The following is a 19,008-nucleotide window of genomic DNA, read 5'->3' on the forward strand; positions in this document are numbered from 1 at the left end:
ACCTTGCGCCGGGTTCTCCGGCGCCTTTCGACTTGAACAGGAGTGCTTGTCATGTTGCGCCTCACCACTGCTTTGCCCCTGCTGCTGTCCACCGCCCTGCTGGCCTCGGCGGTGCAGGCCGCGCCCAGCGTCTACCCCACCGGCGTCACTCGCTACGACCCGGCCAGGGCCTATAACCAGTACGTGATCTTCAGTGGTGCCGATAAGCAGACCCACCTGATCGACATGAATGGCAACGAAGTGAAGAACTGGCCCCAGGCCGGTTTCCCCTCGGCCATCATCGACCCGCAACTGGTGGGCGGCGAGCGTGGCCGGGTGCTGTTGCAGCTCAAGGACAAGGAGCCCGGGCCCCTGGGTTCGGCGGGCAACGGCCTGGGCAACCAGAGCGTCGGCGAGCTGGACTGGAACGGCAAGCTGGTCTGGCAGTGGGGCGACCAGGCCCCGGGCGGTGCGGCCCAGCAGCATCATGACCAGCGCCGGCTGAGCAACGGCAACACCCTGGTGCTGGCCAACAAGGTGCACAAGGTGGCGGGGTTCAAGGTGCCCCAGGTGATCGACGACGCGATCTATGAAGTCAGCCCCGAGGGCCAGGTCAAATGGCAGTGGCTGGCCTCCGAACACCTCAAGGAATTCGGCTTTACCCCGGCGCAACTGAAGCTGGTGTACGGCACCGACAACCCGGACTACCTGCACATCAACAACCTCAGCGTGGTGGGCCCCAACCAGTGGTTCGACGCCGGTGATAAACGCTTCGCCCCGGACAACCTGCTGATCGACTCGCGCAACGCCAACTTCATCGCCATCCTCGACAAGCACAGCGGCAAGGTGGTCTGGCGCCTGGGGCCGAACCTGTCGCCGATCAACCCGAAGACCGCCGCCAAGGTGCCGCGCCCGGTGGACCAGTTCGTCGGCCAGCATGACGCCCACATCATTCCCGCCGGCTTGCCAGGGGCCGGGCATCTGCTGGTGTTCGACAACCAGGGCACCGCCGGTTACCCCTCGGTGCCCCTGGGGCTGATCGCCGGCTCCCGGGTGCTGGAGATCGACCCGATCAAGAACCAGATCGTCTGGCAGTACAGCGCCGCCAGTTCCCGGCAGCCGGGCTGGGCTTTCTACAGCTCGTTCATCAGCAGTGCGCGGCGCCTGCCCAACGGCAACACCCTGATCGATGAAGGCATGAACGGGCGCTTCTTCCAGGTGACGGCCGGCGGTGAAATCGTCTGGGAATACGTCAGCCCCTATCTGGGCAAGGCACCGGGCAGCGAGGCCATCAGCAACTGGGTGTACCGGGCTCTGCCGGTGAGTTACGACTGGGTGCCCCAGGGCACGCCACGTTCGGAAACGGCAGTGAGCGTGCCGGGCTCGGGGCTCAAACAGGCGGGGATTTGAGCAGGTTCCCGGGGGCGGGCGGCCTCGCCACAAATCAGGTGCGGGAGCAGCCCTGGGGATGGCTTCAGAAGTAGAAAAACAGGCCGGTGTCGCGTTCCAGGGCCAGTCGATTCAAGGCGATCAGCTTGGGGAGCAGTTTGTCTTGCGCCGTAGCGGCCCGGGTCAGGATCGACAGGGCCGTGGCCAGGGCGGCCTGGCCCTGGATCGACGCGTCCTCGTAGTCATCGATCAGAGTGCCCAGGGCACGGTTCAAGCTGGGCAGCAGGTCGCTGCGGGACAGGGCTGCCCACTGCTCCGGGGACAGCGCCAGTTCCTCCAGGTCTCCTGGCAGGCACTGGTCCAGGTCCAGGCGTTGCTGGGCGTCTTTGCTGGTGGGCACGACTATCCACTTCATGGCTGCCACAGCTCGACAAAGGCCTTGAAATCGGCGGCCACCGGGTAACGGCTGGCGCTCTCGGGGTCGAAGATTTCCACCGCCACGGCCGGGCTGTTGAAGTCCAGGCAGATCAGCAGGCCGCCGGCATCCCGGGCAATCGGCAGGCAGCCTGCGGCGAGCCCCGGCACACGGCCAGGGCTGGCGTACCAGAGCAGGGTCCAGGGCTGGCTGCTCAGGCCGAATTCGAAGAACTCGCTGATGCAGGTGTAGCCGCCGTCATAGGCGAAGCCGCCGATCCCCGGCGTGGCGGCCTCGGCGTACTGCACCAGCTCCAGGTACAGCGACGGAAACTCGACGCCGAGGCGATGCTGCACCTGGGCGATCAGCTGTTCGTCCACGATAGATCCGGGTTCTATTTCCCAGGCATTCCAATCCAGGGTCATGCTCGACATGCGCCTTGTCGTTGAGGGACCGCGCCCGCCCGATGGAGGATCGGGCGGGCGTCGAGGGGCGATTGTAGGCGTGTCGCCCGGTGCGTGGTAGGCGCTTATTTGCAGCTATGGCCTTCGGGCAGGGTGACGGTGTATTTGCGCTGCACCCGGTTGCGGAAGTCCAGGTTGTCCAGGCTTTCCTGCACCAGGAAATCCTCGACCTTGGCGTCCTGGCAGTCCTCGTTATAGGACGAGGCCCGCAGCAGGAATACCGTGCGCCTGCTCTGTTCGTCCTTGGCCTTGATGTTGAAGGTACTGAGGGTGGTGTAGCCGGTGCGCTCCGAGGAACCCACCGGGCCCCAGGTGGTGGTCGGGGTGCTGTTGCACACCAGGTTCTTGTCTTTATGGGTGCTCTGCTTGCACACCGTCTTGGTGCTGCTGGGCACCTGGCCGTAGTCGGTGGCGGTGTAGCGGTAGCTGACCTTTTCACTGCCCACGTCGAGGGTGAAGTTCATTCGGAACGGCGGATGGTTCTTGGGCAGCGACGTATCGGTGTAGACCTGCTTGAAACCCATGCCATGCAGGGCGGCGACCATGTCGCGCAGGTAGTAGCTGGCGTTGAGGCCGTGGGCATCGTTGGCTCCGTTGATGCTTACCAGCACCGGGGCCTGAGGGTCGAAGTAGTAGTCCGGGGCCGGAGTGGCGGCAATCGCCACTTCGAGTTTGTTGGCGCAGCCGGTCAAAAGACAGGCGAGCAAAAGCAGCGGGCAGAGCAGGTAGCGAGTCATGAATAAGCCAATGTGCAACGTGAGGAGTGGTAAGGCTTTAACGATCGGGACTCGGATCAAACAAACGCGGGGGTGTCACGCGGGCTCGGTGGCCTGATATTCCAGCAGGTCGCCGGGCTGGCAGTCGAGTGCGGCGCAGAGTTTGTCCAGGGTCTCGATTTTCATCCCCTTGACCTTGCCATTTTTCAGCAACGACAGATTGGCCTCGGTAATGCCCAGGATGGCGGCCAACTCTTTCGAGCGAATCTTGTTTTTAGCCATGACAACGTCAAGCCGAACGATAATGGTCATCTCATTGTTCTATATGTAGTGACTGTGCTCATCACTGAGGACTTTGGCGTCGCGCATGATAATGGAAAACGAGCAGAGCAAGATTCCTTTGACCACCTCGTAGGCCGCGTAGGACGAGAAGCCCGCGGAAATCTGCAGGATGCGCTGGCCGGGCGGCAGGTCGATGGACAGGGCCAGGCCTTGCAGGGTTTCCATCATCGGGAATGTGGCCGGGGCGACTATCCACAGCATGCCCACGCGCCAGAGGATGCGGATGTTGCGATCGCTCCAGGTTTCGCCACGGGACAGGCGCAGGAAGAACACGCCGGTCAGGTACAGGGCGAAGCTCGACAGCAACAGTGGCAGGAAGTCGAGGATCACCAGCAGGGTGAAGCTCAGCGACGAGAGCTTGAAGTCGGCTTCCAGCAGGCGCGGCGAGTGTTCGGCAAATACGCTGAGCAGGGCGCCCAGGACCTGGTCCTTGCTGTAGATCCAGAGCCCGGCATTGCCGCCCAGCTCCACCACGCCCATGACCCAGGCCAGGATCGCGGCCAGCAGGCCGACCCGTCGTAAGCGGTACTGGGCCGAGCCGTTGATTTGGGAGTTCATGCGTTATTCCTTGCAAAACTTTGGGGGTGGCAAATTATTGATAAAAAATTATCGAATTACAATAATTTATTTTCAATAATCGTCACGACTCCAGGCCAGGAATCATGCTGTGGCGAGGGAGCTTGTTCCCGCTCGGGCGCGTAGTGGCCGTAAAACCTGAGGTTGGGGTCTTATTGGTGTACCTATCCATTGCTGCGGTCACGGCCACTTATGGTTTCGCTCTTGCAGCGAGTCACTTTGAAGCCCGGAATGCCGGCCAGCCCAAAGTAACCAAAGGCACCTGCCCCTCCACTCGGTGCCTCGCCTGCGTTTGGCCATCGTGTCTAAGGGGGCAGGAAGATCAAAAGCCAGAGCAAGATCAAAATCTGCCGGCGGCCTGCCTGCCGGCCTATCTCTGTCGTCCTTCACGTTTCCTGTAGCCGCTGCCGAGCCTGCGAGGCTGCGAAAAGGACCGCAGGGCCTTGCTTGGCGATCTCGCGCCGGTCCTCTGATGCCTGGCGGATCGCCGCGAGTTTCCACGAGCCACTCTGTGTGGTCGAATCAGTCGCGCTGCGGCTCCAGCAAGTCGAACGACAGGACCTTGATCTGCCGGTCGGCGCTATAGACGAACCCAACCCGCGCACCGGGATGCAGGTGCTCCGGCAGGCGGTAGCTCTCCCAGGCGTTGAGCGTGTATTGCCCATCTGCTGATGGCCTGCGCTCCCCCGATCGCAGGGGCGTACCCAGCAGCTCGCGGATATCGGCGTGGGTCATGCTGCGCGAGAACGGGGCGGGCAGCTCGCCCCTGTAGAACGAGCGCCCCTGTTCAAGGGGCATGAGTTCGATCAATACCTTTTCCAGGGCCAGGCTGTCTTCCCAGAAGTCCAGCATCAGGCCGGGCTCGACGATCACGGTCAGCCAATCGAATTCATCGTAGATCTTGTCCGTCGGGGTCTCGATGCGTTCTCCCCGGGCGATCAGTTCTTCATGGCTGAGCCCCAGGCTGCTTACCCAGCGGCCGATCGTTGCAGCGTCCATCGCTATTCCTGTGTCCTGAGTTGAGTGTGTGCCCGTTGTCGCGAGAGGCGTTGGCGGGCGATCTTAGCCGGTCGAGAAGGATAGTGGTGCTGTGGCGACATGAAGAACGCCGCCTGCCGTGCTGGCAGGCGGTGGGTTGGAGGGCCGGTGTCAGGCCGGTTGGGGCGCGGTATCGAGCTGGGCCCGGGCCTGATAGCTGGCGGGGCTGAAGATCCGGGTCAGGAGCAGCATCGCCAGGACACCCACGATCAGCACCCACCAGGCGCTGACAAAGCTGCCGGTGACTTGCCGCAGCCAGCCGCTGAGCCATGGCGAGACGGCGTTGATCAGAAAGCCCACGCCCTGGACAAAAGCCGCCAGTTGCCCGGCTTCCCGAGGGTCGCGCCGGTGATCCAGGGTGAGGATCAGGCTCAGGGCAAAGCACGCTCCGAGGCCGAAGCCGATCAGCGCCACCCACAGGTGCGGGCTCTGCAAGGGCCACAGCACCAGCCCGAGAAAACCCGCGGCCTGGGCCGCGAGGCTGATGCCCAGCAGCGGGCGGCGGTCGCTGCTGCGTTGGGCCAGGGCCGGCATCAGCAGGGCGGCGCTGACTTGGAACAGGGTCATGAAGGCCAGCAGCGAACCGCTCTGGCTGGCGCTCCAGCCCATCTGCAGGTAGTAGGCCGGCAGCCAGGCGACCATGCTCATGTAGCCGCAGTTCACCAGGCCGAAATACAACGCCAGCAGCCAGGCGCGGCGGTTGTTCCAGAGCCCGGCCAGGGGAGCCGGGCTGCCGTTGCGGCGGCCGGCCCCCAGGGGCAGGCAGGCCCAGAGCAGCAGCGCCGCCATCGCCGGTAGCAGCCAGACGCCAAGCCCCGCCTGCCAGTTGGCGAAGTGGCTGGCCACCTGCGGGCTGAGCAGGGCGGCAATGCCGCCACCGCCCATCAGCGAGGCCGAGTAGACGCCCATGGCCAGGGCTACGCGCTGCTGGAACTGGCGCTTGATCAACGCCGGTACCAGAGCCTGGATCAAGGCCACCCCGGCGCCGCCGAGCAGGGCGGTGGCGAGCAAGGCCGCGGCCTGGCCGAAGAACAGCCGCACCAGGCAGGCCAGCAGCACCAGCAGCAAGCCCAGGGAAACGCCCCGACGCTCGCCCAGGCGGGCTTCGATGCGTACACCGAGCAAGGCCACCAGGCCCATGCAGATCACCGGCAGGCTGGTGAGCCAGGCGCTGCTCTGGAAGCTCATGCCGGTGGCGCCGCGGATCTCGTTGAGCAGCGGGCTGACCGAGCTGAGGATGGGCCGCAGGTTCAGCCCCAGGCACACCAGCAGGGCCCAGCCGGCCCAGCGCTGGAAGGTGGATTCAGTTCGCTGCATGACGCTCCTGCCAATCCTGGTAGAGGGCGCTCATCGCTGCCTGGGGCAGGTGCAGCACCGGCAGGCGCTGGGCTTCCAGGGGCTTGCTCAGTTGCTGGTAGATGGCCGCGGTGGACAGGCCGAACGGCTCAGCTTGCTCATTGCTGGCAGCGAATACCGCGCGGGACACGCCGCACAGGTACATGGCGGCCAGGCACATGGGGCAGGGCTGGCCGCTGGCGTAGATCACGCAACCATCCAGGCGCGGGCCCAATTGCCTGCTGGTGGCGCGGATGGCCAGCATCTCGGCGTGGGCGGTGGGGTCCTGGCTGAGGTGGATTTCATTCACCGCCTCGGCCAGTACCCGGCCGTTGTGCACCAGCAATGCGCCGAACGGGCGGCCGCCCTGTTCGACATTGCGCCGGGCCAGTGCCACGGCCTGTTGCAGGTAGTGTTGATCGTCGTGCATGCAAGGTTCCTTCAAAAGAGGGGCGGGCTCAGGCAGCGCCGGCATCGCGCAGCAGCTTGGCGATGGCGCCCTGGCCACGGCGCTCGGCCTGTTGCAACGGGCTGAGGCCGGCACGGTCCGGCAGGTTCAGGTTGGCGCCGGCGGCAATCAGTTGGGCGACGATCTGTTGGTGCACCGGGCCGCCGTCGGACAGCACTATGGCTTCCATCAGGCAGGTCCAGCCCAGGTGGTTGACGTGGTCCAGCTCGACGCCGGCCTCGATCAGCAGGCGCACGGTTTCCACGTGGCCGCGTTCGCAGGCCGGGATCAGCGCGGTGCCGCCGTAGCGGTTGGTGCTCTTGAGGTCGGCGCCGTGGGCCAGGGTCAGCTTGAGGATTTCGTTGTGACCGCTGGCGCCGGCCAGCAGGTAGGGGCTGTCCTGGATCAGGTTCTTGCGGTTGACGTCGGCCCCGGCCTCGATCAGCGCCCGGGCGATGTCGATGCGGTTGTCCCGGGTGGCCACCAGCAGCGGGCTGCTGCCGTCCAGGCCACGGCCATCGAGCGCCGCGCCTTGCTCAAGCAACTGTTGCACCTGTTGCAGTTGCCCCTTGCGTACCGCTTCCAGCAACGCGCCATCGCTGGCCATGACCACCCCCGCAGTGAACAGGCCGGCGGCGATCAGGCCGCGTTTGAGAAAACGCTTGAGTTGCATGAGAACCTCCCGTTCCGGCTGATGAAAGGGAAGTATGGTGATGGCCCTGGGTATTCTGAAATTAAATATAATCATGCCAACCAGTGGCAGTCAGGATGGTAGGTCAACATGTTGGATCCGGTGTTGTTACGCAGTTTTGTCGCGGTCGCCGACAGCCAGAACTTCACCCGCGCCGCCGAGCGCCTGCACCTCACCCAGTCCACTGTGAGCCAGCAGGTGCGGCGCCTGGAAGAGAGCCTGGGCTGCCAGTTGCTGGACCGTGACCAGCGCCGGGTGGTGGCCACGGTGGAGGGCGAGCGGCTGCTGGCCTACGCCCGGCGCATCCTGGCGCTGCATGAAGAGGCCAGCGATATGCTGGTCAACCAGCGCGGCGAAGAAGTCCTGCGCCTCGGGGTGCCGGAAGATTTCGCCGCCGAGCGCCTGATGCCCATGCTCTCGCGCTTTGGCCTGGACTACCCGGCAGTGCGCCTGGAGGTCAGCAGCGGCCTGGGCCCTGAGCTGTTGCGCCAGTACCGGCGGGGTGAGTTCGACCTGCTGCTGGTCAAGCAGATGGGCCACAGCGATGACTGCGTGGACTCCTGGCCCGAGCCGCTGTGCTGGGTCGATAGCGTTCGCCAGCCCGCCTTTGGCCGCGATCCGCTGCCTTTGGTGGCGTTCCCGGTGGGCGGCCTGTACCGCCAGGAAATGCTCCATCACCTGGAGGTCGGAGGCTGGCCGTGGCGCATCGCCTATTCCAGCGCCAGCCTGGCCAGCGTCTGTTCGGCGGTGGCGGCGGGCCTGGGCATCAGCCTGTTGCCGGTACGGGTGCTGGGCAAGGGGCATCGCGTGCTCGACGCCGACAGCGGTTTGCCGGACATCCAGGGCGTGCGGCTGGCGTTGTACGCCGGCAGTGGCTTGAGCCGGGCCGGCAAGGAGCTACAGGAACAGTTGCGGGCAGTGGCAAGCGTCAAGCCGCAAGTGGCCAGGCGATAACTGTCTGCTGGTTGGCCAGGTTCGTCTGCACCAGGGCTGTACAGGCCGATCATCCGGGGGGCGAGTTGCGGAACAGCTTCGCCTAGCCGTCGCGCGTTCGATAACAGGCGGCCGCCGGGATCTCGTCGCCTCATGCCGGTAGCACAGTGCCCCAGCGGCCCTGGAATGCCCCTTCACAAGATTGTTCAGCAGCGCAAGGGCTGATCTTGAGGGGGCGCTGCTGCTTGGAGAGCTGTTCCATCCTCCGCCAAGCGTCTTGTTTCGATGCTTTGCGGGAATATTTTCGATGCCCGCAAGGCATGGTGTTTTTCCCTCTTGGCTGCAGCCCTTGAACCACGGGGCCTGGGGCTTTTTCGCGAAATCAGGTATTCGATTTCGATCTATCTATAACTTGAAAGATTACTTTAAGAGATAAGCACGGGGCACTGATCATTGACCCCGCGGCACCGTTGCGTGGGGGCAGTTCAAACGCCGGTGCCGGGTTTTTCAAAAGATCGTAGGGAGTGAATCCATGGGCAATGTCCAGACCGCCGCCAGTGCACACGAGGTGCTGTGGCGCCAGGCACCGAGCGGCGAGTTGGTCGACCTCGGCCGGCCTCACCGCTTGCCGCTGGGCCAATTGCGTTTGCAACGCACGCCCAAGGGGATATTGCGTCGCCGTGAGGCCATCATCCTCGGCGCCGCGGCCCTGGTACTGCACGCGGCAGTGATCTACTGGCTGAGCCAGAAGCCTACCCCGGTGCTGCCGATCGTACCGCCGGAAATCCCGCCCATGACCATCGAGTTCTCGCGCCCGGCGCCGCCGGTGGTCGAGCCCCCACCGCCACAGCCGGTACAGCCGGTGGTGGAGCCGCCACCGCCAGTGGAGGACGAGCTGGCCGTGAAGCCGCCACCGCCCAAGCCGGTGCCCAAACCCAAACCCAAGCCGGTGCCCAAGCCCGAGCCGAAACCTGCGCCCAAACCGGTGCAGCAGACTCCGGCGCCGCCACAGCCCGCGGCCCCGGTAGCCGCTCCGGCTCCGCCCGCGCCACCGGCCCCGGCGCCCGTGACCCCGGCTTCGGCGAATGCCGCGTACTTGAAGAACCCGGCGCCGGAATATCCGTCGCTGGCCCAGCGTCGCGGTTGGGAAGGCACGGTGCTGCTGCGGGTGCATGTACTGGCCAGCGGCAAGCCAGGCGAGATCCAGATCCAGAAGAGCAGTGGTCGCCAGCAACTCGATGACGCCGCCCTGGCCGCGGTCAAGCGCTGGAGTTTCGTCCCTGCCAAGCAGGGCGACGTGGCCCAGGACGGCTGGGTCAGCGTACCCATAGATTTCAAGATTCATTGAGCCGCAAGGCCGATCAACCAACACGCGCTAAACGCTTACACAGAGGGAACACATCATGACGTTACTGGCATCTCCACTGGAATCCATCGAAAGCGCGGTGATCTGGCTGTTGGTGGTCTTCTCCGTCGCCACTTGGGGCCTGGCCCTGGTCAAGGGCGTGCAGTTCGCCCGCCTCAAGTCCCAGGATCGCAAGTTCCACAATCAGTTCTGGGCAGCGTCCAGTCTCGACTCCGCTGCCTCGTTGAGTGAAACCCAGCCCGGCGCGGCGGCCCGGGTGGCCCAGGCCGGCTATGCGGCGATCCAGGTTGGCGAAGCGCCCCACGCGGCGGACCTGAGCCAGGCAATCAACCACCAGGACCGTCTCGAACGTGCCCTGCGCCAGCAGATCGTGCGTGAGCGTCGTTCCCTGGAAACCGGCCTGGCGGTGGTTGCCAGTATCGGCAGCACCTCGCCCTTCATCGGCCTGTTCGGCACCGTGTGGGGGATCATGGAAGCCTTGAAAGGCATCAGCGCTGCTGGTTCGGCGAGCCTGGAAACCGTGGCCGGTCCCATTGGCGCAGCCCTGGTGGCGACGGGGGTGGGGATCGCCGTCGCAGTGCCGGCGGTGCTGGTCTACAACTACTTCCTGCGGCGCCTGAAGCTCACGGCCGCGGACCTGGACGACTTCGCCCACGACTTCTACAGCCTGGCGCAGAAGAACTCCTTCCGCGTGCTGATCCACCCGAGCGTGCACAAGGCCGCGGCCCAGGGCAGCCCGCAAAAAGTGAAGGAGGCGTCCTGACATGGCCTTTTCCACCCAAGACAGCGATGAAGTGCTGAGTGAGATCAACGTCACACCGCTGGTGGACGTGATGCTGGTGCTGCTGGTGGTGTTCATCGTCACCGCGCCGCTGCTGACCAACGCCATTCCGATCAACCTGCCCAAGACCGAGGCCGTGGCCCCGGTGGAGCAGAAAGACCCGCTGGTGGTGAGCATCGACGGTGCCGGCAAACTCTTTATCAACAAGGACGAGATCCAGCCGGACCTGCTGGAAACCAACTTGCAAGCGGCCAAGGCCAAGGACCCGCAAGTGCGGGTCCAGCTGCAGGCCGACGATGGCGTCAACTACGGCGAAGTGGCCCGAGCCATGGCGTCCATCGAGCGTGCGGGCATCACCAAACTGTCGGTGATTACCGCGCGCTGAGACCGAGCAACAACGCCACGACTTTTCAGGCCGTCTCCTTGGCAGGGTGCGGCCTTTTTTTTGCCTGGCGAAAAAGCCCCCGCAAGAACACCACCGTAATCGCGCCAGCCGTAGGCGCTGGCTTGCCAGCAAAGGCGTCCTTGAGCGCGGTGCAAGGCTTGCGGGCCCCTTCGCCGGCAAGCCGGCTCCTACAAGAACACCGCCGTAATCGCGCCAGATGTAGGCGCTGGCTTGCCAGCGAAGACGTCCTTGAGTGCGGTGCAAGGCTTGCGGGCCGTTTCGCCGGCAAGCCGGCTCCTACGGAGGCCGGGGGGAAGTTTTATATTCGTTTAAGGTATTAATAAATAGCTTCTTATTCCTTAACGAATATAAATCCCCTCCCTATACTCGTCCGGGAACAGACACGCAGCAGGAGAGTTCCCCATGCGCAACGAATCCATTCGCTACTTGATTGTGCCGGGCTGGCAAGGATCGCCAGAAGATCATTGGCAAACCCACTGGCAGAACAGCCTGCCCAACAGCGCGCGGGTGGAGCAGGCCGACTGGCTGACGCCGCGCCGCGAAGATTGGGTGGCGGCCCTGGCCGAGGCCATTGCCGCCGACGACACTCCGGTGATCCTGATTGCCCACAGCCTGGGTTGCATTACCGTGGCTCATTGGGCCGCGCGCGCGCCCGTAGCGGCCCTGCGCCAGGTGCGCGGTGCGTTGCTGGTGGCCCCGGCGGACGTCGAGCGCCCGGCCTGTGCCCCGGCGCTGCGCAATTTCGCGCCGATCCCCCGGCACCTGCTGCCGTTCCCCAGCCAAGTGGTCAGCTCGGATAACGACAGTGCCGTGAGCGCGCCGCGGGCCCTGGAGCTGGCCCGTGACTGGGGCGCCGAAGCCGGGATCCTGGCCGGCGCCGGCCATATCAACGTCAAGTCCGGCCACCATCGCTGGGAGCAGGGTTTCGCCTATCTGTACCGCTTGCAGAACCGCATGGAACAACACGCCCTGCGTCGTGCCTGATCGTCCTTTTTTCGTTTAAACGCCCCGTCCCCCGGCGGTCTGGGGCGGGAGCCTGCCATGAGTGCCCATACCCCATTCGGTCAGCCGTTGCTGACCTTCCCCGATGCCGAGAAAAGCCCCCTGAGCATCCGCGCCAAGGCGCTGGTGTTCGTCGACCCGCGCTCGCGGCAGTTGCGCGAAGAGCTGGAGCAACTGGCGCCGCGTTCGGTTTCGGTACTGATCCGTGGCGAAACCGGCACCGGCAAGGAGCTGCTGGCCCGGCACATCCACCGTGCCAGCGATCGCAGTGGCCTGTTCGTCTCGGTGAACTGCGGCGCCATCAGCCCGACCTACGCCGACGCCGAACTGTTCGGTTATGCCGCCGGCAGTTTCAGCGGTTCGGCCAGCAGCCGCGCCGGCTGGTTCGGCTCGGCCAACGGCGGGACCCTGTACCTGGATGAAATCGGCGACCTGCCGCTGCCGATCCAGACCAAGCTGCTGGCCGCCCTGGAGAACCACGAAGTGACCCGGGTTGGCGCCCAGCAACCGAGCCCGGTGGACGTGCGCCTGGTGGCGGCCACCAGCATCGACCTGGCCCAGGCGGTGGCGGCGGGCAAGTTTCACGAGCGCCTGTATCGCTACCTCAGCGAAGGCCAGCTGGAGCTGCCGGCGCTGCGGGAACGGGTGGGAGACATCGAGTCCCTGGCCGAATACTTCCTCGGCATCTACAGCCAGCGCCTGGACCTGCCGGTGCCGCTGATCAGCGAAGCCGCGCAGCAGGCCCTGAATCGCCACAGCTGGCCGGGCAACACCCGGGAGCTGGAGAACGTCATCCACTTTGCGCTGCTGGTCAGCAGCGGCGAGGAGATACTGCCCGAGCACCTCAACCTGCCGCCGACGCCCTCGCCGCTGGAGCAGATCCAGCAGTTGTTGCAGCAGATCGCCGAGATCGGATCCGCTGTCGAGCGCCAGGCGCTGCACCAGTTGCTGCAACGCACCGCCCTGACCTGAAACCCCGGCCACCGTAGGAGCTGGCTTGCCAGCGAAGGCGTTCGTTAGGGTGATGCAAGGCCTCAGGGCCTCTTCGCCGGCAAGCCGGCTCCTACCAAGACGATTTCAAATCCGACCCGTAGGAGCTGGCTTGCCAGCGAAGGCGTGCACAAGGGCGATGCAAGGCCTGAGGGCCTCTTCGCCGGCAAGCCGGCTACTACCAAGGCTGGCCTGGCAGGTGGGAAATCGCAGGCTAGAGCGCCGGGAGGCTGTATGAACAAAATGGAATATGAACGTGAATAAAAGATATTGTTCGGGAATAAAAAATCTCGGTATTGTCCGCCTCACGCCAGCAGTGGCACTTCACTGGCACCTCGATCAGTTCCCTATTTGAAGCCGTCGTCGACCTCGAAACCTAAGGACCTTGCATGAAAAAAGTTCTGTTGTTCACCGCACTGGCGGCAGCCCTGAGCGCAGGTATCGCCCAGGCTGGCGAGAAGCTGGTGGTCGCCGCGACCCCGGTGCCCCACGCCGAGATCCTCGAGCTGATCAAGCCGACCCTGGCCAAGGAAGGCGTGGACCTGGAAATCAAGGTCTTCACCGACTACGTGCAGCCCAACGTGCAGGTCGACCAGAAGCGCCTGGACGCCAACTACTTCCAGACCCTGCCCTACCTGAAAAGCTTCAACGAAGGCAAAGGCACCCACCTGGAAACCGTGATCGGCGTGCACGTCGAACCTTTCGGCGGTTACTCGAAGAAGGTCAAGACCCTGGCCGAGCTGAAAGATGGCGCAACCATCGCCATCCCCAACGAAGGCAGCAACAGCGGCCGCGCCCTGATCCTGCTGCAGAAGGCCGGCCTGATCGAGCTCAAGGACCCGAAGAACGCCGTGGCCACGCCCAAGGACATCGCCAAGAACCCGCACAACTTCAAGTTCAAGGAACTTGAGTCGGCCATGCTGCCGCGGGTCCTGGACCAGGTTGACCTGGACATGATCAACACCAACTACGCCCTGGAAGCCGGCCTGAACCCGGCGAAGGATGCGCTGATCATCGAAGGTTCCGATTCGCCTTACGTGAACTACCTGGTGGCCCGCCCGGACAACAAGGACAGCCCGGCCATCCAGAAGTTGGCCAAGGCCCTGACCAGCCCGGAAGTCAAAGCCTTCATCGAGAAAAAATACAGCGGCGCAGTACTGCCGGCGTTCTGATGAACTAGGCTACTGACGCGACAAACCCCTTCAAGGTTTAAACGCCGACGGCTATCGCAGCGTCGGCGTTTTTTATTGCGCCCGAAAAAACCGTAGGAGCCGGCGCCTACACAGGGGCGTTTTGGGCGGTGGGCTGGGTGGCCCGGCGCAGGGCCGCCAGCCATTTCATCAGTTCATGGGGGTCCAGGGGTTGCGGGGTCTTTGCATCGGCCATGGTGGTCGTCCTTGAGAAGTGCAGCGTCCAGTGGGGCTGTTCGAGCGCGAAAGAACCCGGCAGGCCCGGCAGAGAAGGTAGTAGCTGGGCGCCAGCCCGGCAAATCCGCGGGTTAGGTTTTTGGGTGATATCAATATGCCTTAACGGTATTTAAATTCTGCTTTTTATAGCTATAAAGTCGCGGCAGCCGGGCGGTTACCCATCGCCCCATGGACTGCACCACCGCCGCTGTACCCCAGCGGCGTCCAGGACTTTCAATGACCCTCGATTACGCTTTTATCCTCAGCACCTTGCCGGCCTTTCTCAAGGCCGTGGGGGTGACCCTGCAGGTCGGCTTGATCGCCATCGGCACTTCCCTGCTGGTGGCCCTGATCAACGCCACGCTCCTGGTGTTTCGCACCCCTTATCTGCACCGGCTGATTGGCCTGTACGTGGAGCTGGCGCGTAATACGCCGCTGCTGATCCAGCTGTTCTTCGTCTACTTCGCCTTGCCGGCCCTGGGGATCAAGGTCTCCGGCTTCACTGCGGCGATTATCACCATGACGTTTCTCGGCGGTGCCTACCTCACCGAAGTGCTGCGGGCCGGCGTGGAAGCCGTGCCCCAGGCGCAGCTGGAATCGGGGCGCTCCATCGGCCTGTCGCAGTGGCAGTTGCTGCGCTACGTGATCCTGCCTCAGGCCGGCATCCTCAGCCTGCCGTCGCTGTTCGCCAATTTCATTTTCCTGCTCAAGGAAACCACCGTGGTCTCGGCGGTGGCGGTGCCGGAAATTCTCTACACCACCAAGAGCTACATCGCCCTGTACTACAAGACCTACGAAATGCTCGCGGTGCTGACGCTGATCTGCGTGCTGTTGTTCCTGCCGTTGTCGCTGTTGCTCAGCCGTCTGGAAAGGAGGCTGCAACATGGCCAGTTCGGGTCTTGAGTTATTGCTGGTGTCCTTGCCGCAACTGGCCCGGGGCGCTGCGCAGACCTTGTCGATTTCCCTGCTGAGCATTGCCTTCAGCACCCTGGGCGGCGTGCTCTACGGCGTGCTGAGCAGCTTGCAGCGCAAGGTGCTGGACGTGCCGCTGCGGATCTACCTGGAGCTGTTCCGGGCGATTCCGGTGCTGGTCTGGCTGTACCTGCTGTTCTTCGGTTTTCCGATCTTCTTCGGCATTAGCATTCCCAGCTTCACCTGCGCGGTGCTGGTGCTGTCGCTGTGGGGCGCCAGCGAGGTCGGCGAGGTGGTGCGCGGGGCGCTGCAGTCCCTGCCTCGAGGCCAGCGTGAGGCAGGGCTGTCCATCGGCCTTTCCGGTACCCAGTTGTACGGCTACGTGTTGCTGCCCCAGGCGCTGAAACGCATGACGCCACCGACCATCAACGTCTACACGCGGATCATCAAGACCAGCTCCCTGGCAGTGCTGATCGGCGTGGTGGACGTGATCAAGGTCGGCCAGCAGATCATCGAGCGCACCTACGAGTCGGTGCTGATCTACGGCGTGCTGTTTCTGTTTTTCTTCTTTATCTGCTACCCGTTGTCGGCCGCCTCCCGCGTGCTGGAACGGCGCTGGACGCAAGCATGAGTGCATTGATCGAGTTCCAGGGTTTCAACAAGTTCTTCGGCCCGCAGCAGGTGCTAAAGGAAGTGGACCTTTGCGTGGCGGCGGGTGAGGTGATCGTCATCCTCGGCCCCAGCGGCTGCGGGAAGAGCACCCTGTTGCGCTGCCTCAACGGCCTGGAAACCGCCCACAGCGGCCACCTGCGTTTTGCCGGGCGCGAACTGCTGAGCCCCGCCACCGACTGGCGCCAGGTGCGCCAGCAGATCGGCATGGTGTTCCAGAGCTATCACCTGTTTCCCCACATGAACGTGCTGGACAACATCCTCCTGGGGCCGCTCAAGGTACAGAAGCGCGAGCCCCGGGAAGCCCGGGCCCAGGCCGAGGCGCTGCTGGAACGAGTGGGCCTGCTGGACAAGCGCGAGGCCTTTCCCCGGCAGCTTTCCGGCGGCCAGCAGCAACGCATCGCCATCGTCCGTTCGTTGTGCATGAACCCCCAGGTGATGCTGTTCGACGAGGTCACCGCGGCGCTGGATCCGGAGATGGTCAAGGAAGTGCTGGAAGTGATCCAGGGCCTGGCCCGCGACGGCATGACCCTGTTGATCGTCACCCATGAAATGGCCTTCGCCCGGGCCGTGGCCGACCGTGTCGTGTTCATGGACGGCGGGCGCATCGTGGAACAGAACACCCCCGAGGCTTTCTTCACGAACCCGCAGAGCGCACGCGCGCAGCAGTTCCTGGAGAAGTTCTCCTTCGTTGAAGCACTGCCCAAGAAAGCCCCTAAAAAGGAACTGGAGCTCTTATGAAAACTGCCAAGTCTTCGCTGTTGTTACTGCCGCTGTTCGGTCTGGCCCTGCTGGCCGGCTGCGATAAATCTGCCGAGGCCCCCAAGCCTGCGGCCACCGCTGCCAGCGCCGCGCCGGCGGCCGGCTACCTGGACAAGATCAAGGCCCGGGACAAGCTGATCGTCGGCGTGTTCACCGACAAGCCGCCGTTCGGTTTCGTCGATGAAACCGGGCGCTATGTGGGGTTCGATACCGACATCGGCCGGCGACTGGCCAAGGACCTGCTGGGGGACGAGAACAAGGTTGAATTCGTCGCCGTGGAACCGGCCAGCCGCATTCCCTTCCTGCAGAGCGACAAGGTTGACCTGATCCTGGCCAACATGACCGTGACTCCGGAGCGCAAGGAAGCGGTGGAATTCACCAACCCCAACCTCAAGGTGGCGGTGCAGGCCCTGGTGCCCGAAGGCAGTGCAGTGAAGAGCCTGGATGACCTGGCGAGCCGCACCACCATCGTCACCACCGGCACCACCGCGGACATCTGGCTGACCCAGAACCACCCGGACTGGAAACTGCTCAAGTTCGAGAAGAACACCGAGTCCCTGCAAGCCTTGGCCAATGGCCGTGGCGACGCCTATGCCCAGGACAACCTGATTCTGTTCAGCTGGTCCAAGCAGAACCCGGGCTACCGCGTATTGCCCCAGACCCTGGGCGAACAGGCGCCGATTGCCCCGGCGGTGAAGAAAGGCAACATCGAACTGCGGGACTGGGTGAATGCCGAACTGGCCAAACTGGGCGAAGAGAAATACCTGCTCAAGCTGTATGACCAGTACGTGCGCAAGGAACTGAGCGACGACACCAAGCCCGAGAGCGTGATTGTCGAAGGCGGCAAGTGGCAGGGCTGATCCCTCCTCCCTCCGCGTAGGAGCTGGCTTGCCAGCGAAGGCATCCGCGAGGACGGTGCAGGGCTTGAGGGCCTCTTCGCCAGCAAGCTGGCTCCTACGGTGGGCGTATTGCGTTTGAGCCTTGTAGGAGCTGGCTTGCCTGCGAAGGCGTCCGCGAGGACGGTGCGGGGCTTGAGGGCCTCTTCGCCAGCAAGCTGGCTCCTACGGGGGGCATGGCAGTCGGGGCCGGCGGGGAGGGGTCAATCGGGCCAGTTCCACGCCGGTTCGTCCAGCATGCGCTGGCCGACGATGCCGGTCTGGCCCAGTTGTTTCTCCAGCACGATGCAGTTGCATTCGGGGTCTTGCTGCAAGGCTGCGATCAGCCGCCGGGCGTGGGACACCACCCACACCTGGCACTGCTGCGAGGCGCGAATGATCAGGCGCGCCAGGGCCGGCAACAGGTCCGGGTGCAGGCTGGTCTCCGGTTCGTTGAGCACCATCAGGGTCGGTGGTCGTGGGGTCAGCAGGGCCGCTACCAGCAACAGGTAGCGCAAGGTGCCGTCGGACAGTTCCGCGGCCGACAACGGTCGCAACAGGCCTTCCTGATAGAACTGCACCCCGAACAGCCCCCCCGGAACGGCATCGATCTCCAGCCGCGACTCCGGGAAGGCATCGCTGATGGTTTCGTGCAATGCCTGCTGATCGCCCACTTCGATGATGGTCTGCAACGCGGCGGCCAGGTCCCGGCCATCATGGTGCAGCACCGGGGTGCGGGTGCCCAGTTGTGGTCGGCGCGCGGGTGCCTGGCTGTCGGTGCGCAAGTGGTCATAAAAACGCCAGCCACGGATCTGCTCGCGCAGATGCAGGACCTCGGGTGATGAACTCAGGTTGCCCACCCGGTCGAACAGGCTGTCGCCGCTGCTCGTGTGCTGCGCCAGCACCTCCCATTGGCGGCCCGCACGGGCTCGTATCATCGGGCCCTGGCGGTCCACCAGGGCACTGGCCGAGCGGTACAGGGGCCCGCCCCAGATGCTCTCGCGCTTGATCCACGGGTCGAGAGTGAAGCGCGAGGCAATCGGCGAGCTGTGCCCGGGCAACATGAAATGGCCGCTGGAATCCGGCAGCCCCAGGCTGATCGCGTACCCGAAGTCCTCACCGGCAAAGCCCAGTTGCAGGCGTCTGGCGGCCTTGCGCGGCCCGCCCTGGATCGGCACCTCGCCCTGGCTCATGCGTCGGCTGATCTGTTCCGGCCCGGCCCAATACGTCGATTCCAGCCCGCCTTCCTTGGCCAGGGCGTTGACCACGCCGCCCTGGGCGGTCTCCGCCAGCAGGCGCAGGGCGCGGTACAGGTTGGACTTGCCGCTGCCGTTGGCGCCGGTGACCAGGTTCAGCCGACCCAGGGGAATTACCAGTTTGTTGATGGAGCGGTAGTTGGCCACCGCCAGGGTCTTGAGCATGCCGGGTCTCCTGTTGCGTGGTGCGCAGTGTGCCTGATTTGTGAAGCCGCAGCTTGCTTGCGGCGGCCCTCGAAACCGACGTTGTGCTTGCC

At 64.2% G+C, this 19,008-nt stretch carries 22 protein-coding genes; 12 read left to right on the forward strand and 10 right to left on the reverse strand.

Annotated elements, in window-relative coordinates:
- Nucleotides 1-51: 51 nt before the first annotated feature.
- Nucleotides 52-1,389 (forward strand): aryl-sulfate sulfotransferase, encoded by a 1,338-nt coding sequence (locus tag A9971_RS11585; RefSeq protein WP_183000623.1) that lies wholly within the window; start codon nucleotides 52-54, stop codon nucleotides 1,387-1,389.
- 64 nt (nucleotides 1,390-1,453) lie between these two features.
- On the opposite strand, the gene A9971_RS11590 is transcribed toward A9971_RS11585, so the two are convergent.
- The 9 genes from A9971_RS11590 to A9971_RS11630 form a co-directional block, all read right to left on the reverse strand.
- Nucleotides 1,454-1,783: a hypothetical protein gene (locus A9971_RS11590; RefSeq protein WP_220802970.1), complete on the reverse strand. Its 330-nt coding sequence runs from the start codon at nucleotides 1,781-1,783 to the stop codon at nucleotides 1,454-1,456.
- Nucleotides 1,780-2,217 carry an SMI1/KNR4 family protein gene (locus tag A9971_RS11595; protein WP_011058596.1) on the reverse strand — a complete coding sequence of 146 codons (438 nt, stop codon included), beginning with the start codon at nucleotides 2,215-2,217 and terminating at the stop codon, nucleotides 1,780-1,782. Before A9971_RS11595 ends, A9971_RS11590 begins: the two co-directional genes overlap by 4 nt.
- A 95-nt stretch (nucleotides 2,218-2,312) precedes the next feature.
- Nucleotides 2,313-2,984 (reverse strand): hypothetical protein, encoded by a 672-nt coding sequence (locus A9971_RS11600; protein WP_047335383.1) that lies wholly within the window; start codon nucleotides 2,982-2,984, stop codon nucleotides 2,313-2,315.
- 75 nt (nucleotides 2,985-3,059) lie between these two features.
- Nucleotides 3,060-3,275 carry a helix-turn-helix transcriptional regulator gene (locus A9971_RS11605; RefSeq protein WP_011058598.1) on the reverse strand — a complete coding sequence of 72 codons (216 nt, stop codon included), beginning with the start codon at nucleotides 3,273-3,275 and terminating at the stop codon, nucleotides 3,060-3,062.
- Between the two features lie 9 nt (nucleotides 3,276-3,284).
- A complete protein-coding gene (locus A9971_RS11610) occupies nucleotides 3,285-3,863 on the reverse strand; it encodes a hypothetical protein (protein WP_011058599.1) in 579 nt (192 codons plus the stop codon).
- 540 nt (nucleotides 3,864-4,403) lie between these two features.
- Nucleotides 4,404-4,880 (reverse strand): DUF6392 family protein, encoded by a 477-nt coding sequence (locus tag A9971_RS11615; RefSeq protein WP_019095364.1) that lies wholly within the window; start codon nucleotides 4,878-4,880, stop codon nucleotides 4,404-4,406.
- Nucleotides 4,881-5,030: 150 nt separating this feature from the next.
- A complete protein-coding gene (locus tag A9971_RS11620; RefSeq protein ID WP_183000624.1) occupies nucleotides 5,031-6,236 on the reverse strand; it encodes a CynX/NimT family MFS transporter in 1,206 nt (401 codons plus the stop codon).
- A complete protein-coding gene (locus A9971_RS11625; protein ID WP_183000625.1) occupies nucleotides 6,223-6,684 on the reverse strand; it encodes a nucleoside deaminase in 462 nt (153 codons plus the stop codon). Before A9971_RS11625 ends, A9971_RS11620 begins: the two co-directional genes overlap by 14 nt.
- A gap of 28 nt (nucleotides 6,685-6,712) precedes the next feature.
- Nucleotides 6,713-7,375, reverse strand: a complete 663-nt coding sequence (locus A9971_RS11630) for an ankyrin repeat domain-containing protein (RefSeq protein WP_183000626.1) — start codon at nucleotides 7,373-7,375, stop codon at nucleotides 6,713-6,715.
- Nucleotides 7,376-7,483: 108 nt separating this feature from the next.
- Here A9971_RS11630 and A9971_RS11635 point away from each other — a divergent pair, with 108 nt between their 5' ends.
- The 11 genes from A9971_RS11635 to A9971_RS11685 all read left to right on the forward strand — a co-directional run bounded on the left by A9971_RS11635 (nucleotide 7,484) and on the right by A9971_RS11685 (nucleotide 17,480).
- A complete protein-coding gene (locus A9971_RS11635) occupies nucleotides 7,484-8,347 on the forward strand; it encodes a LysR substrate-binding domain-containing protein (RefSeq protein ID WP_011058604.1) in 864 nt (287 codons plus the stop codon).
- A gap of 511 nt (nucleotides 8,348-8,858) precedes the next feature.
- Complete coding sequence (locus A9971_RS11640) at nucleotides 8,859-9,674, forward strand: energy transducer TonB (RefSeq protein ID WP_011058605.1); 816 nt, start codon at nucleotides 8,859-8,861, stop codon at nucleotides 9,672-9,674.
- Between the two features lie 55 nt (nucleotides 9,675-9,729).
- Nucleotides 9,730-10,455, forward strand: a complete 726-nt coding sequence (locus A9971_RS11645; RefSeq protein ID WP_011058606.1) for a MotA/TolQ/ExbB proton channel family protein — start codon at nucleotides 9,730-9,732, stop codon at nucleotides 10,453-10,455.
- 1 nt (nucleotide 10,456) lies between these two features.
- Nucleotides 10,457-10,858 carry a biopolymer transporter ExbD gene (locus A9971_RS11650; protein WP_011058607.1) on the forward strand — a complete coding sequence of 134 codons (402 nt, stop codon included), beginning with the start codon at nucleotides 10,457-10,459 and terminating at the stop codon, nucleotides 10,856-10,858.
- Between the two features lie 423 nt (nucleotides 10,859-11,281).
- Nucleotides 11,282-11,863, forward strand: coding sequence for an alpha/beta hydrolase (locus A9971_RS11655; RefSeq protein ID WP_011058608.1), 582 nt, complete (start codon nucleotides 11,282-11,284; stop codon nucleotides 11,861-11,863).
- Nucleotides 11,864-11,920: 57 nt separating this feature from the next.
- The gene (locus tag A9971_RS11660; protein ID WP_011058609.1) at nucleotides 11,921-12,853 is read left to right on the forward strand and encodes a sigma 54-interacting transcriptional regulator; all 933 of its coding nucleotides are present in this window, start codon (nucleotides 11,921-11,923) and stop codon (nucleotides 12,851-12,853) included.
- 407 nt (nucleotides 12,854-13,260) lie between these two features.
- Nucleotides 13,261-14,043 (forward strand): MetQ/NlpA family ABC transporter substrate-binding protein, encoded by a 783-nt coding sequence (locus tag A9971_RS11665; RefSeq protein WP_011058610.1) that lies wholly within the window; start codon nucleotides 13,261-13,263, stop codon nucleotides 14,041-14,043.
- Between the two features lie 471 nt (nucleotides 14,044-14,514).
- A complete protein-coding gene (locus A9971_RS11670) occupies nucleotides 14,515-15,180 on the forward strand; it encodes an amino acid ABC transporter permease (protein ID WP_011058611.1) in 666 nt (221 codons plus the stop codon).
- Nucleotides 15,161-15,820, forward strand: a complete 660-nt coding sequence (locus A9971_RS11675; protein WP_183000627.1) for an amino acid ABC transporter permease — start codon at nucleotides 15,161-15,163, stop codon at nucleotides 15,818-15,820. The genes A9971_RS11670 and A9971_RS11675 overlap by 20 nt, the downstream gene beginning before the upstream one ends.
- Nucleotides 15,817-16,599, forward strand: coding sequence for an amino acid ABC transporter ATP-binding protein (locus A9971_RS11680; protein ID WP_183000628.1), 783 nt, complete (start codon nucleotides 15,817-15,819; stop codon nucleotides 16,597-16,599). Before A9971_RS11675 ends, A9971_RS11680 begins: the two co-directional genes overlap by 4 nt.
- Nucleotides 16,596-17,480 carry a transporter substrate-binding domain-containing protein gene (locus A9971_RS11685; RefSeq protein ID WP_015633733.1) on the forward strand — a complete coding sequence of 295 codons (885 nt, stop codon included), beginning with the start codon at nucleotides 16,596-16,598 and terminating at the stop codon, nucleotides 17,478-17,480. The genes A9971_RS11680 and A9971_RS11685 overlap by 4 nt, the downstream gene beginning before the upstream one ends.
- Nucleotides 17,481-17,719: 239 nt before the next feature.
- Here the strand turns inward: A9971_RS11685 and A9971_RS11690 are convergent, their stop codons facing one another.
- A complete protein-coding gene (locus tag A9971_RS11690) occupies nucleotides 17,720-18,916 on the reverse strand; it encodes an AAA family ATPase (protein WP_011058615.1) in 1,197 nt (398 codons plus the stop codon).
- Nucleotides 18,917-19,008 lie beyond the last annotated feature (92 nt).

This window comes from Pseudomonas sp. UME65 (assembly GCF_014170225.1).
Classification (GTDB): Bacteria; Pseudomonadota; Gammaproteobacteria; order Pseudomonadales; family Pseudomonadaceae; genus Aquipseudomonas; species Aquipseudomonas protegens.